Origin of the sequence: Mesorhizobium sp. M7A.F.Ca.CA.001.08.2.1 (genome assembly GCF_003998455.1) — a bacterium.
In the GTDB taxonomy this organism is placed as follows: Bacteria; Pseudomonadota; Alphaproteobacteria; order Rhizobiales; family Rhizobiaceae; genus Mesorhizobium; species Mesorhizobium ciceri.
On sequence record NZ_RZPW01000068.1, the window covers coordinates 1 to 13,881 of the forward strand.

Here is a 13,881-nt window from a genome sequence, read left to right on the forward strand (position 1 = left end):
CACGAAGCCCTTGGCGACGGCGGTGATGGTCACCTCGCTTTGCCCGGCGAGATCAGGATAGGGTTCCGATAGATCCCAGTCGCGCCGATCGAGTACGGTTTCGACAGCATTGACGACAGTCTCGAACGGCAGGTCGTAGCTGCGTGCGCTGACCAGCGGATAGCTATCGGTCTGCAGCCGCTGTTCCCCAGGCGTCGACGGCGCAAGCACGTTCATATCCTTCGTGCGGTCGCTCACGTCCAGCGCCGGCGGTTCGTCGAAATCCGTCGAGATATCCCTGAGCGGCGGATAGATCGTCGCCCAGTAGGCGGCGACGCCGTAGGGTGCGAGCACCAGCAGCGCCAGCAGCGCGCCGACCGTCAGGTCGCGACCGCCGCGGTCGCCGAAATTCCAGAGCCGCGAAAAGGCAAACCCGGCAAACAACAGCGCCATCGCCGCCAGCAGCGCGACAATGCCGAGCACCCACAGAAAGACAGGTGTTTCGACGAGATCGAAGCGATGGCCGACAAAGACCGTCAGCAGCAGCACCAACGAAAAAGCGGCCGTGCGCCGCGACCATCCGGCCGCCCTCGACGTTTGCCGTTCAGGAATACTTGCCATCGATTGCCGCACCACCCCAACCCGAACGGAGACTTAGAACCTTTTTGCGATGCCATGAAGCCGAAACATGCGACATCGCGTCAATCCGTCGGCAGGCGATAATCCTTGAACTGCTGGCGCAAGGTGATCTTCTGGATCTTGCCGGTGGCGGTGTGCGGAATTTCACCGACGAAGGCGACATCGTCCGGCATCCACCATTTGGCCACCTTGCCGTCCATGAAGTCGAGAATATCAGCCTTGCTCGGTTCCTTGCCCGGTTTGCGGACGACGACCAGCAGCGGCCGTTCGCCCCATTTCGAATGGTGGACGCCGATGGCTGCCGCCTCGGCGACATCGGGATGGCCGACAGCCAGGTTCTCGAGGTCGATGGTCGAAATCCATTCGCCGCCGGACTTGATGACGTCCTTGGCGCGATCGGTGATCTGCATATAGCCGCCGGCGTCGATGTGGGCGACGTCGCCGGTATCGAACCAGCCATCCCCGTCGAACTGCTCCACGCCGGCGCCGCCATAATAGGCACGGGCAACGGCCGGCCCACGCACTTTCAGGCGGCCAAATGTCTTGCCGTCCCAGGGTTGCGCATTGTTGTCGTCGTCGGTCACCTTCATTTCGACGCCGAACGGCGGATAGCCCTGTTTCTGCTGGACATCGAGCCGGGCTTCGCCCTCAAGACCAGCATAGTCCGGCTTCAGGGTGCACAGCGTGCCGAGCGGCGACATTTCGGTCATGCCCCAGGCATGGATGACCTGGACATCGTAGTTCTGCTGAAACTTCGTCATGATCGCGCGCGGGCAGGACGAGCCGCCGATGACGACCTTATTGAGATAGGGAAGCTTCTTGCCGGTCTCCTCCAGATGCTGCAGCAGCATCATCCAGACGGTCGGCACGGCCGCACTGAAGGTCACCTTCTCGGTATCGAGCAATTCATAGATCGAGGCGCCGTCCATCTTGCAGCCGGGCATGACCAGCTTGGCGCCGATCATCGGCCCGCTCTGGCCAAGGCCCCAGGCATTGGCGTGAAACATCGGCACGACAGGCAGGATCGTGTCGCGCGACGACAACCCCATGGCGTCGGGCATGGCGGCGATCATGGCGTGCAGCACGTTCGAACGGTGGCTGTAGACGACGCCCTTGGGATCGCCCGTGGTCCCGGAGGTGTAACACATGCCTGCGGCGGTGCTTTCGTCGAAGGTCTTCCAGGCGAAGTCGCCATCCGCCTCCTCAAGCCACTCTTCATAGGCGACCACATTGGGCAACGTCGTCTGCGGCATGTGTGCCTTGTCGGTCAGCACGATCACCTGTTTCAGCGACTTGACGGCGCCGGCGATCTTCTCGAGCAGCGGCACGAAAGTCAGGTCGACGAAGACTGCCTTGTCCTCGGCATGGTTCATGATCCAGACGATCTGCTCGGGAAACAGCCGCGGATTGAGCGTGTGGTAGATGGCGCCGATGCCCATGATGCCGTACCAGGCCTCGATGTGGCGGGCGGTGTTCCAGGCCAGCGTCGCGATGCGGTCGCCCAACCCATAGCCGTCGCGCTCCAGCCGCTGGGCGACCTTCAGGGCGCGACGATGGATGTCGGCGTAGGTGGTGCGCACGATCGGCCCCTCGATCGAGCGTGACACGATCTCGCGCACGCCATGCTGCCGCTCGGCATTGTCGATGAGCTTATGGCAAAGCAGCGGCCATTCCTGCATCAGTCCCAGCATTCGGTCCTCCCTCACGCTTTTGCGTTGTGCTTTTTGTCCCATTGTGGAGCGAACCGACGGATTGTCCAGCCGCCAATACGGCCGAGCACTGCATTGGGAACAACCGCCACAATCCGGCCATCGTCGGCGTTAAGCTTCGTTAACGGGCAAAGGGGTGCGATTGGCGACTGAAAGAGGTTCGCATGGACGCGCAGCTCGACGACAAGGCTCTCGAGAGTACGCTTGCCGAAAGTCTGGCCGATCTGGTGCCGGACACAAAGACTGTTTCCGAAGATGAATTTGTTGAAGTTGTCGGCGGCGCGCTGGAAGCGGTCGGCGGCACGTTGCTGTTCAAGATGTGCGTCCAGAACCAGGGCGAGGACCAGCACGTCGCAGCCGCGTCAGTCGGCGATGGCGGAAACCGCCAGTTCCTGCTGCTCACCTTGCCGACCGGCGGTGGTTCCCTGAAGGTCGAGACCGTATCGAGAAGCAGCAACCCGGTCGCCGGTATCGCTGCCGCCTATGCCGGTCTCATGGACGTGTTCAAGGCCGCTGCCTGACAGCTGACGACAAGTATCGAGGATATTCGGAGGCGCGATCCGGCAGTGCCGGCCTGGGGAGGTGTTTGCGTGTTGCATGGCGACGGCAGGCCTTGAACAATGCGTTTGCGCGACACATCTCAAAGTCGACGCAAGGAGAGCCGCCGCATGGATCAGATCGCCAACCCCGCACCCGGTTTCCAACGCAACCCGGACAAAATCATCACCATCGAGCCCTATGCCGGCACCGTTACCGTGCGCGCCGGAGACGTGGTCATCGCTTCAACAGCGAAGGCCAAGGTGCTGACCGAAGCTCCCTATCCGGCGGCCTTCTACATTCCGTTCGCCGACATCGATTTCGGCAAGCTTGGCCGCACCGACCACTCGACCCATTGCCCCTACAAGGGCGATGCAAGCTATTGGAGCGTGCTGCCTGCCGGCGAGACCGGCCAGAACGCCATGTGGGCCTATGAACGGCCTTTCGACGAGATGGCTGAAATCGGCAACCACGGCGCATTCTACGCCAGCAAGGTCACGATCGAAGCCAAACCGGACTGAGCCAACGCCGAAGCGGGATACGCTCGGCTGGCCACTCACTCCGTGGTGCCGTTATTGCCGATGCCCTCGGCATCGTCGAGCCGCACAAAGGTCAAGCCCTTGGCCTTGAGCGCCAGCAGCCCCTGCACCACGCCTTCGCCTGCCGCATGGGTCGGCTGGTTGATGTGCGAGATAATGACGTCGCCGTCCTTGGCCGCCGCGATGCGCCGCGCGGTTTCCTTGGCGCCGAGCAAGGAGCCGCCGTCGCCGTTTATCGAGAATCCCGCGACCTTGAAGCCAAGCTTGCGGATCATGGCGATTGCCGACGGGCTGTATTCGGCGGTTGCGCCACGAAACCATTTCGGCGCCGGCTCGCCGGTCCCGGCAAGAGCGGCGGCTCCCGATTCGACCTCGGCCAGCACCGCATCCGGGCTGCCGGCGCTGCGGATGCCGTAGATTTTCCGCGGCGTGTCGACCGCCGGGATGTGGTGACCGCCGTGATTTTCCAGTTCGAACAGATCGGGATGCGCCCGCATGATCTCGACGGCGGCGGCGTTCCGCTTCAGCCAGATGCCGGTCACGAAAATGGTGGCGGGGATCTTGTTGTCCACCAGCGCCGAAAGGATCCGGCTGTCGGTCTGTCCGCCGCAGGCATCGAGCGTGAGTGCCACACGGCCGGCGCCGCTCGCCTGCGGCCTGATGTGCAGCGTCGGCTCGACGAGCGGCGCGGCATGGCCGGCGGATGCCATCGCCAACGACATGGCGATCATCCAGAGATTTTTTTGCAGCAGGCGCATCAAACCGATTTCCTGACCCGTCATTTCAAGCAGGCATCCCAAAGACCCGCATGAAGGCGGAAATCAGGATGATGCATAGCAGAAAAGCGCTCCACGCGACAATGTGACCGTGCCTGCGGCGAAGGGGTCATTCCACCGCGTCGAGAGTCGTGCATGCGACCCATGATCTCAGATGACGCATTCCAGCTGCATTTCGGTGCGCGAAAGAACCTCGCGCACCGCGTCGACCACAGGCTTGACCTCCAGGCCCCAGACGCAGCATGCCTTGCTGGGATCCGGCGCGCGGCAAAGGTCCTCGGCCATGCAGGCGCAAGGCATCGGCGGCTGGAGCGAGATGCTGGGCACGCCAACGGGACCCCAGCGCGACGGCTCCGTCAGACCGAACAGCCCGACAACCGGGGTCCCGGTGGCCGCGGCCATGTGCATCGGGCCGCTCTCATTGCCGAGAAACAGCCGGGCCTGTTTCAGCACCGCCAGCAGGCTTTCAAGCGAAAGGTCACCGACGAGATTGACGACCGACGGCGCGGTCCTGGCGACGATGCGTTCGGCGATCTCGCGCTCGTCCGGGCCGCCCACCAGCACGACGTCCAGGCCGGTCTCGCCGGCAATCTCGACGATCGCTGCTGCAAACCGCTCCGGCTGCCAACGTCGCCCCTCGAAGCTTGCACCCGCATGCACGGCGATGAAGGCATTTGGCCGCAGATGGTGCTTATCCAGCAGCGCCAATGCTTTCGCCGTCTCCAATGGCAGCGGCTGAAGGTTCGGAATCACCGTGCGAAGTTCAATGCCGAGCGCTTCGAGCGGCGAGAGGTAGCGGTACAGGAAATGCTCGCCATCAAAGCCGTAGGGCTTGGCAAAGACGTTGGCGGGCTGCCGCTCCAGCATACGCAAAGGTCTTTCGGAAGGATTGTAACCGACACGGGTCTTGGCGTTGACGAGCCCGGTGACGATGCGCGACGTCTTCGAATCGCTCAGGTCGATGGTCAGGTCGAATCGGAAGCGGCGCAACGCCCGCACCATCGCGTAAAGCTCCTTCCCGCGCTCCAACGGCGTTCCGCGCATGCGGTCGCGCCTGAATGCGACCACCTCGGAAGCGATACCATGGGCCATGACGAAGCTTTCGAAGCGAGCCTCGCACAGAAAGACGATGCTGGCGCCGGGGAACTCGAGCCGCAGGTTCTTGGCGAGCGCCGAGGCGAGGACGAGATCTCCTATGAACTTGGTTTGAATGACCAGGATCGAGCGGAGCGGCGCGGGAGAAATCTGCAGCATCTGTTTCCGGGAGCAATTTGCGGACGGCCGCAAATTGGGCAGGAACAATGTCGAGATTACACGACGCCGCCAGCACGTTCGCGTGAATTGCCTTACAAAACGGTAAGCTGGATGGACCCTATGCGCGGCCTGTCTTCGCAACCAGCACCGCTGCCTGCGCGGCCGCCAGCCTGGCGATCGGCACGCGATAGGGCGAACAGGATACGTAGTCGAGGCCGACCTCTTCGCAAAAGCGGATCGAGGCCGGATCGCCGCCATGTTCGCCGCAGATGCCGAGCTTGATGTCTGGCCGCGTCGCCTTGCCCTTTTGCGCGGCCATGCGCACCAGTTCGCCGACGCCCTCGATGTCGAGCGAGACAAACGGGTCCTGATCGATAATGCCCTTCTGGCGGTAGGTTTCCAGGAACGAGGCCGCATCGTCGCGCGAGATGCCAAAGGTCGTCTGGGTCAGGTCGTTGGTGCCGAAGGAGAAGAATTCGGCTGACTCCGCGATGACATGGGCACGGATCGCGGCGCGGGGGAGCTCGATCATTGTGCCAGTGAGATAGTCGATCTTGACGCCGGTTTCCTCCATGACGCTCTTGGCAACCGCATCGATGCGCGCCTTGACGTAGTCGAGCTCCTTCACAAGGCCGACGAGCGGCACCATGATCTCGGGGACCACCAGGGCGCCGGCCTTCCTGCCGGCCTCCACGGCCGCCTCGAAAATGGCCCGCGCCTGCATTTCGGCGATCTCGGGGTAGGAGACGGCCAGGCGGCAGCCGCGATGGCCGAGCATCGGGTTGAATTCGTGCAGCGCCTCGGTGCGCTGCCTGAGCTTGTCCGGCGATACCTTCATGGCGGCGGCGACCTCGGCCACCTCCTCCTCGGTCTTGGGCAGGAATTCGTGCAGCGGCGGATCGAGTAGGCGGATCGTCACCGGCAGGCCGGCCATGATCTCGAACAGTTCGAGGAAGTCCGAGCGCTGCATGGGCAGAAGCTTGGCCAGCGCGGCGCGCCGGTCCTTTTCGGTGTCCGCCAGGATCATCTCGCGCATGGCGACGATGCGGTCGCCGTCGAAGAACATGTGTTCGGTGCGGCAAAGGCCGATGCCCTCGGCGCCGAAGGAGCGCGCCATGCGCGCGTCGAGCGGCGTTTCGGCATTGGTGCGCACCTTCATGCGGCGGACCGCGTCCGCCCACTCCATGATGGCGGCGAAATCGCCGGAAAGTTCGGGTTGCAGCATCGGCACGGCGCCCTTCAGCACCTGGCCATTGCCGCCGTCGATGGTGACGATGTCGCCCTTGCGGAAGGTAGAGCCCATCGCCATCAGCGTGCCGGCCTTGTAGTCGACACGCAGCGAGCCGGCACCCGAGACGCAAGGCTTGCCCATGCCGCGCGCCACCACCGCGGCGTGGCTGGTCATGCCGCCGCGCGTGGTCAGGATGCCTTCCGCCGCATGCATGCCGTGGATGTCTTCGGGGCTGGTTTCGATGCGCACCAGGATCGCCTTGCGGCCCTGCGTCTTCAAGTCCTCAGCATCGCCTGAGGAAAAGACGATCTCGCCGGTAGCGGCACCGGGCGAGGCCGGCAGTCCGATGCCGATGACGTCGCGCGCGGCCTTGGGGTCGATGGTGGGATGCAGCAACTGGTCGAGCGAGGCCGGGTCGATACGGGCAACGGCTTCCTCTTTCGTGATCAGCCTGTCGCGCGCCATCTCGACGGCAATTTTCAGCGCCGCCTTGGCGGTGCGCTTGCCGGAGCGGGTCTGCAGCATCCACAATTTGCCGCGCTCGATGGTGAATTCGAGATCCTGCATGTCGCGGTAGTGCTTCTCCAGACTATCGGAGATGGTGACGAAGGACTGGAACGCGTCAGGCATCAGCTTCTGCAGCGACGGCTTGTCCGAGCCTGCTGCGATACGCGCCGCTTCGGTGATGTTCTGCGGCGTGCGGATGCCGGCAACGACGTCCTCGCCCTGCGCGTTCACCAGGAACTCGCCATAGAGCATCTTTTCGCCGGTCGACGGGTTGCGCGTGAAGGCAACGCCGGTGGCCGAGGTTTCGCCCATATTGCCGAACACCATGGCCTGGACGTTGACCGCCGTGCCCCAGCTTTCGGGAATATCGTGCAGGCGGCGATAGGTGATGGCGCGGTTGTTCATCCAGCTCGAGAACACGGCTGATATCGCGCCCCAGAGCTGCTCGTGCGGATCCTGCGGAAACGGCCTGCCAAGCTCTTCCTCGACTTTGGCCTTGTAGAGCGCGATGACGCCCTGCCATTCGAGCGCCGTCAGTTCGGTGTCGAGCTCGTGCCCGAGCCCGCCCTTCTGGTCCTCCAGGATTTCCTCGAACACTTCGTGGTCGAGACCCATGACGACATCGGAATACATCTGGATGAAGCGGCGGTAGCTGTCATAGGCAAAGCGCGCATCGCCGGAATCGGCGGCCAGCGCCTCGACCGTCTCGTCGTTCAGGCCGAGATTGAGGACGGTGTCCATCATGCCGGGCATCGAGGCGCGAGCGCCGGAACGCACCGACACCAGCAGCAGTTTCGACGGGTCGCCGAACCGACGACCGGTCAGCCGGCCGATGTGATCGAGCGCGACCGCGACATCGGCTTCCAACCCGGCCGGATAAATACGGCCGTTGGCGTAGTAGGCGTTGCAGACCTCCGTGGTGATGGTGAAGCCCGGCGGCACCGGCAGCCCCAGGCTGCACATCTCGGCCAGGTTGGCGCCTTTGCCGCCCAGGAGATTCTTGTCGCTGGCACGGCCCTCCGCCGCACCATCGCCAAAGGTGAAAACCCATTTGGTCATGCATCGCTCTCCGGTTGCAGGAGATTGGAAAGATTGGCGAAACGGAAAGTTCCGCCGGTCCGTCCTTGGAGCGATATGATGCTGCAGTGCGAAAGGCAAGGCGTCGGTAAAGCCGCCCGGCCACTACAATCGATTAAGCAAAGCCGTGCCCCAGAATGCGGCGGCTTCGAAACCGATCGGCCCAACTCCCAAGCGACTTGCCAACGGATCGATCGCTGAAGCCGTGCTGGAAATTACATCGCATTATTGGCCCTACCGTTCGGCGTTGGTGCGTTGCAGACGGTAGCTTTTCAATTGCATCAAACAATGCTGTTGATCAAAAATTTCCCGCACTGTTGATCTGAGAAATAGATGCTTGCTGGCGCAGCCGCGCTGTCGTAGCTCTTGGTCTCCGACTGTATCGAATCGCCGGGGGGCGAGACGTCCGATTCGCTTTTGTGCGCGAGCAGGTCAGATCCACTATCGCGCTGGTCTGTCGCCGACACGGCAGCCTTGGGGAAGGGGGGAAGACATTGAATGTCGCAGCGTCGACTATCGTCGGAAGCCGGCACTTCCTGTTCAGGATTCGGTTTCAACTGCTTGGCGGACTGACATTCGCGATTTTTGCGCCGGCGATTATCCGGATTGTCTTCAATCCTGAATTTATCTATTCGGCCAATCTTCAGGTAACAGTAGCCGCTGCGGTCATCGCTCACCTTGTGGGCTTCTTATCTTATCGCCGCATCGGAAATTTCCCGGGCGTGGCCGCCGCAAGTTACATCTTGCCGACATTTGCCCTGTCCTACGGGGCTGTTTTCCTGACCATCTTCTTTTTTCGGTTCGAGTACAGCCGGTTTCAGGCCGCCGCCAGTTTTACGCAGTCCACGCTCTGGTATTTCGGCCTGAGCCTGTTGACGCGGCGTCTCGATCCGTACCGGCTCGTCGTGATTCCCGGCGGAGATGTCGAGCGCCTCAAGACATTACCGGGTGTGCATTGGTTTTGGATCAAGTCGACCAGTACGATAATCGAAAGAGCCAGCGGCGTGGTCGTTGATCTGCGTGCCGATCTTGGCGCGGAGTGGGAACGATACATCGCGGATCGGGCCCTTTCGGGAACGCCCGTATACCACGTCAAGCAGGTCAGCGAGTCGCTGACCGGTCGGGTCGAGATCGAGCACCTGTCGGAAAACACGCTTGGTTCGCTCAATCCGAACCAGGCCTACCTCAAGATCAAGCAGGCGGTCGACTGGGTCTCGGCACTTGTCTTGACTATCGTTCTTTCCCCCGTTCTGGCGTTGATTGCGCTGCTGATCCGGCTGGATTCCGATGGTCCCGCGCTGTTTCGCCAGCAACGCATGGGCTACCGGGGCAAGATCTGCACGGTCTACAAGTTTCGCTCGATGCGCCAGCACTCTGGCGCCGGCAGCGACAAGGAGAGGGCGATCACTAGGCACGACGATGATCGCATCACCCGAGTCGGGCGTTTTCTGCGAAAATCCAGGATCGACGAACTGCCGCAGGTCATCAACATCCTGCGTGGCGAAATGAGTTGGATCGGACCGCGACCGGAAGCTGTCGTGCTGTCACAGTGGTACGAGGCTGAGCTGCCATTCTATCGCTACAGACATATCGTCAGGCCAGGCATAAGCGGGTGGGCACAAGTAAATCAGGGGCATGTGGCTGCTGTCGATGACGTTATGGAAAAATTGCACTATGATTTCTATTACATAAAGAACTTTTCGCCTTGGCTGGATGTTTTGATAACTCTCAAGACAATGAAAACGATGCTTACCGGCTTTGGTGCGAGATGACCAATGCGAAGCATGGCTCTGGAATAGCAAGCGCAGGAAGCAGATGGATCTCGCCTCCAGGAAAATAGCAATCATCGGGCTTGGCTATGTCGGTCTGCCGCTGGCGGTCGCCTTCGGCGTCACCAGGCATGTCGTCGGCTTCGACATCAACCAGCCGAGGGTGGACGCGCTGAAGCGTGGCGACGACCATACGCTGGAAGCCAGCAGCGATGAGATCAGTGCCGCGTCGCGGCTGACATTCACCACCGACAAGGCCGATCTGCGCGATTGCGGGATTTTCATCGTCACGGTTCCGACGCCGATCGACAGGGCCAACCGTCCGGATCTGAAACCGCTGATCATGGCATCGACTTTGGTCGGTGAGGTCATCTCGCCAGGCGCGGTGGTGATCTTCGAATCGACGGTCTACCCCGGCTGCACGGAAGAGGTGTGCGCTCCGCTGATCGAGAAACATTCGGGCCTGCGCTACAATGAGGGGTTCTTCCTCGGCTACAGTCCCGAGCGCATCAACCCGGGCGACCGGGAGCATCGGTTGCAAACGATCGTCAAGGTCACCAGCGGCTCGACGCCGGAAGCGGCCAAAGGTATCGATGCGCTCTATGCCTCGATCGTGCCGGCAGGCACACACCGTACCTCGAGCATTGCGGTCGCCGAAGCGGCCAAGGTCATCGAGAACACTCAGCGCGACCTCAACATCGCGCTGATGAACGAGCTGTCGCTTATCTTCGGCAAGCTCGGCATCGACACCTCCGAAGTGCTGGAAGCCGCCGGCACCAAATGGAATTTCCTTCGCTTCACGCCTGGTCTGGTCGGCGGCCACTGCATCGGCGTCGATCCCTACTATCTCACCCACAAGGCCCAGGAACTCGGCTATCATCCGGAGGTGATTCTTGCCGGCCGCCGTATCAATGACGGCATGGGTCAGCATGCGGCGGATCAGACGGCCCGCCTGATGATGCGCAAGGGAATACCTGTCGTTGGCAGCCGGATTCTGGTGATGGGCGCGGCCTTCAAGGAAAATTGTCCGGACCTGAGGAATTCCAAGGTCGCCGATATCGTTGCCCAACTGAAGGAATACAATGCCGGCATCGACATATGGGACCCCTGGGTCGACGCGCAGGAATGCGCGCGTGCCTTCGGCGTAGCGAGCATGAAGGACATTCCCGACCAGCGCTATGACGGCGTTATCGTGGCCGTCGGCCACAGGCAGTTCCGCGCTCTGGGCGTCGACGGCCTGCAGGCTCTTTGCAAGACCCCCGGCGTCATTTACGACATCAAGGGTCTGTTTCCCAGGCATGTCACGGATGGGCGCTTCTGATGAAGGTTCTGGTCACCGGCGCGGCCGGCTTCATAGGGTATCACGTAGCCAAGCGGCTGCTGGAGCGCGGTGACGAGGTCGTCGGCATCGACAACATCAACGACTACTACGATCCGGAAATCAAGGAGGCGAGACTGCAGCTCCTGGACGAAGCGAGCCGCAAGACCAATGCCGGATACCATTTCATCCGCGGCAATCTCGCCGACAAGAGCGTGGTCGACGCCTGCTTTGCCGACCACGCATTTGACCGGGTGATCCATCTCGCCGCCCAGGCCGGGGTTCGCTACAGCCTGGAAAATCCGCATGCCTATGTCGAAAGCAACATCATCGCCTACACCAACATGCTGGAGGCCTGCCGCAACAGCGCCGTCGCGCACCTGACCTATGCCAGCACCTCGAGTGTCTACGGCGCCAACACCGACATGCCGTTTTCCGAGCATCGTCCGGCCGACCACCCGCTGCAGTTTTACGCCGCGACCAAGCGCGCCAACGAGTTGATGGCGCACAGCTACAGCCATCTGTTCGGGCTGCCGACGACCGGGCTTCGCTTCTTCACCGTCTATGGCCCCTGGGGGCGCCCGGACATGGCGCTGTTCCTGTTCACCAAAAACATTCTTGCTGGCGAGCCGATCAAACTGTTCAACAACGGCAACCACACGCGCGACTTCACCTATGTCGACGACATCGCCGAAGGCGTGATCCGTGCCAGCGACAGCCCGGCCACGGGCAATGCCGCCTGGGACTCCAGCCGTCCGGATCCGGCCACAAGCAGCGCCCCCTGGCGCATCTTCAACATCGGCAACAACAACCCGGTTAAGTTGACCGCCTATGTCGAGGCGCTGGAAAACGCGCTCGGCCGCAAAGCCATCGTCGAACTCTTGCCGCTGCAGCCCGGCGATGTGCCCGATACCTTCGCCGACACCTCGGCGCTGGAGCAGGCGGTCGGCTACCGCCCGACGACGACAGTGACCGAGGGCGTCGGGCGGTTCGTCGAGTGGTACAAGGCTTATTTCGGGCGGGGATAAGGCTCGGCGTTTCTCGGCTGATCCGCGCTGTTCCATGATCACGTAACCAGGAGCAGATGGAATCGACACGGCTCGCAAACAGGCAGTCTGCAATCCATTGCAGTCCAAGGCGCTATTGAGCGTCTGCATCCCCACGTTCAATCGGCGGGATCGCGTTGCGGCGCTGGTTCAGCAACTGCTACGTGCGGACTGCCCATTGCAGATATGCGTCCATATCGACGGTTCGACCGACGGAACGAACGAAGCGCTTGCGAAAATCGCGTCTCGCGATTCCAGTTTGGTGGTCACCACTGGCCCGAATGACGGCAGAGGCCGCGCAATGTTTTCGGCGATTGCTTCCGCCACTGGCGACTATTGCATGGTCTTCGATGATGACGACGATCTCTTCGCCGATCGCTTGCCGGAAGTCTGTGAGCACCTTTCGCAGAGAGGTGTCGATGAGAAGATTGCGGGTTTTGTGTTCTCGATGGCTCTTGGCCACCCAGAGACGGCAGCAGAGCCGTTTCCGTTGGAGCGGACAAACCTGATAAAGATGCGGGCCGACGAACGGGTGGTCGGCGACAAGAAGGAGGTCATCAGAACTCCTTTGCTTAAACGGGTTGCCGTGCCCCCTGCGGGGCGGTTCCGCCGTGTTCCAACATCTCTTCTCTGGTCCAGATTGGCGATCGAATACGACGTTATCTGTGTCAATATCGAGATTGGACGAAAACGATATTTGCCGGAGGGGATGACGGCAAGGATTCGGCTTCTTCAGCGACAAAATGCATACCCGATGTTGTTGCTGAACTTGATCTACATCAAGGCATTCTGGCTAGGACGATATCGGTCGGTTCGGTTTCTGGGTAAGGCGGTTCTTGCCTGTTTGAGCTTTGGTATCTTGAGTTTCCCGTTCTTGCTCAAGAGATCATTCGTGCGGGTGACTTCATGAAAGAAGCCAGCCTGTGGAAGTTGGTGGAAGCCATCGTAATACGAATTGTTCCTGGTCTTCTGAACATAGCGACATTGCTGTACATCGGAAGCCATCTGGAGACTGGACAGTACGGTATTTTCAGCACGACGATTGCGACAGTTTCATTTATTTCGACACTTGTTTTTGGAGTCGCGACCTATTCGATAATGCCGGTTTCCGCAAAAATGCATGCCGCGGGAATGGGTAGAGAGTACGTATCGTCCATTTTGACCGTGCTTGCAGTTGTGGCGTTGTTTGTCGTCCTGGCTGGGCTGGCACTCACGTGGCTGGGATTTGGCAATGCCGTTGCCGCGACCATCATCATTTCTTTCGGCTTGCACACCGCACTTCAAGAGATTTTGAGGTCACAACTGCGTTTGTGGGCGTACGGTTGGTCGGCGATTGGCCAGGCCGTAGCATACCAGGCAGGAGCCATAATCCTGCTTGTCGGCGATGCGAAAGTAGGATCGGCTCTTGCCGCCTTTTCGCTCTCCTATTTCGTCGGAGCGCTGATTTCATTTGCCTTGCTGGGACCTAGGAATCTGAGACGACCTGGCTTTTCCCTGTCT

The 13,881-nt window shown here is 61.2% G+C and carries 12 protein-coding genes; 7 read left to right on the top strand and 5 right to left on the bottom strand.

Features of this window, described 5'->3' with window-relative positions; all coding sequences use genetic code 11:
* Nucleotides 1-600 (bottom strand): DUF1499 domain-containing protein (locus EN914_RS06665; RefSeq protein WP_127389031.1); only part of this gene is annotated, 600 nt, incomplete at its 3' end.
* Between the two features lie 80 nt (nt 601-680).
* Nucleotides 681-2,309 carry a fatty-acid--CoA ligase gene (locus tag EN914_RS06670; protein ID WP_024503645.1) on the bottom strand — a complete coding sequence of 543 codons (1,629 nt, stop codon included), beginning with the start codon at nt 2,307-2,309 and terminating at the stop codon, nt 681-683.
* Between the two features lie 182 nt (nt 2,310-2,491).
* On the opposite strand from EN914_RS06670, the gene EN914_RS06675 reads away from it, so the two are divergent.
* Both EN914_RS06675 and EN914_RS06680 read left to right on the top strand, forming a co-directional pair.
* Nucleotides 2,492-2,848, top strand: a complete 357-nt coding sequence (locus EN914_RS06675) for a hypothetical protein (RefSeq protein WP_013532740.1) — start codon at nt 2,492-2,494, stop codon at nt 2,846-2,848.
* A gap of 147 nt (nt 2,849-2,995) precedes the next feature.
* Complete coding sequence (locus EN914_RS06680; RefSeq protein WP_013532741.1) at nt 2,996-3,385, top strand: DUF427 domain-containing protein; 390 nt, start codon at nt 2,996-2,998, stop codon at nt 3,383-3,385.
* 35 nt (nt 3,386-3,420) lie between these two features.
* Here the strand turns inward: EN914_RS06680 and EN914_RS06685 are convergent, their stop codons facing one another.
* From EN914_RS06685 to ppdK, 3 genes are all read right to left on the bottom strand, one after another.
* Complete coding sequence (locus tag EN914_RS06685; RefSeq protein ID WP_013532742.1) at nt 3,421-4,161, bottom strand: polysaccharide deacetylase family protein; 741 nt, start codon at nt 4,159-4,161, stop codon at nt 3,421-3,423.
* 168 nt (nt 4,162-4,329) lie between these two features.
* On the bottom strand, nt 4,330-5,433 hold the full coding sequence (locus EN914_RS06690; protein ID WP_024503646.1) for a glycosyltransferase family 9 protein: 1,104 nt from the start codon (nt 5,431-5,433) through the stop codon (nt 4,330-4,332).
* A gap of 118 nt (nt 5,434-5,551) precedes the next feature.
* Entirely contained in the window at nt 5,552-8,230 is a 2,679-nt protein-coding gene (gene ppdK / locus EN914_RS06695; protein ID WP_024503647.1) for a pyruvate, phosphate dikinase, read from the bottom strand.
* 512 nt (nt 8,231-8,742) lie between these two features.
* Between ppdK and EN914_RS06700 the strand changes: the two genes are divergently transcribed.
* From EN914_RS06700 to EN914_RS06720, 5 genes are all read left to right on the top strand, one after another.
* Entirely contained in the window at nt 8,743-10,020 is a 1,278-nt protein-coding gene (locus tag EN914_RS06700; protein ID WP_024503648.1) for a sugar transferase, read from the top strand.
* A 43-nt stretch (nt 10,021-10,063) separates the two neighbouring features.
* The gene (locus EN914_RS06705) at nt 10,064-11,338 is read left to right on the top strand and encodes a nucleotide sugar dehydrogenase (protein ID WP_024503649.1); all 1,275 of its coding nucleotides are present in this window, start codon (nt 10,064-10,066) and stop codon (nt 11,336-11,338) included.
* Entirely contained in the window at nt 11,338-12,363 is a 1,026-nt protein-coding gene (locus EN914_RS06710) for an NAD-dependent epimerase (protein ID WP_024503650.1), read from the top strand. Before EN914_RS06705 ends, EN914_RS06710 begins: the two co-directional genes overlap by 1 nt.
* A gap of 97 nt (nt 12,364-12,460) precedes the next feature.
* Nucleotides 12,461-13,291, top strand: a complete 831-nt coding sequence (locus tag EN914_RS06715) for a glycosyltransferase (protein ID WP_024503651.1) — start codon at nt 12,461-12,463, stop codon at nt 13,289-13,291.
* Nucleotides 13,288-13,881: hypothetical protein (locus EN914_RS06720; protein ID WP_164778667.1), on the top strand; the 594-nt coding region annotated here is incomplete at its 3' end. The genes EN914_RS06715 and EN914_RS06720, both read left to right, overlap by 4 nt.

What these genes read in the sequence shown, in the direction of transcription:
- EN914_RS06705 (WP_024503649.1), top strand. Translation starts at nt 10,064, where the DNA reads ATGGATCTCGCCTCCAGGAAAATAGCAATCATCGGGCTTGGCTATGTC.
- EN914_RS06675 (WP_013532740.1), top strand. Translation starts at nt 2,492, where the DNA reads ATGGACGCGCAGCTCGACGACAAGGCTCTCGAGAGTACGCTTGCCGAA.
- EN914_RS06710 (WP_024503650.1), top strand. Translation starts at nt 11,338, where the DNA reads ATGAAGGTTCTGGTCACCGGCGCGGCCGGCTTCATAGGGTATCACGTA.
- ppdK (WP_024503647.1), bottom strand. Translation starts at nt 8,230, where the DNA reads ATGACCAAATGGGTTTTCACCTTTGGCGATGGTGCGGCGGAGGGCCGT.
- EN914_RS06680 (WP_013532741.1), top strand. Translation starts at nt 2,996, where the DNA reads ATGGATCAGATCGCCAACCCCGCACCCGGTTTCCAACGCAACCCGGAC.
- EN914_RS06670 (WP_024503645.1), bottom strand. Translation starts at nt 2,309, where the DNA reads ATGCTGGGACTGATGCAGGAATGGCCGCTGCTTTGCCATAAGCTCATC.
- EN914_RS06690 (WP_024503646.1), bottom strand. Translation starts at nt 5,433, where the DNA reads ATGCTGCAGATTTCTCCCGCGCCGCTCCGCTCGATCCTGGTCATTCAA.
- EN914_RS06685 (WP_013532742.1), bottom strand. Translation starts at nt 4,161, where the DNA reads ATGCGCCTGCTGCAAAAAAATCTCTGGATGATCGCCATGTCGTTGGCG.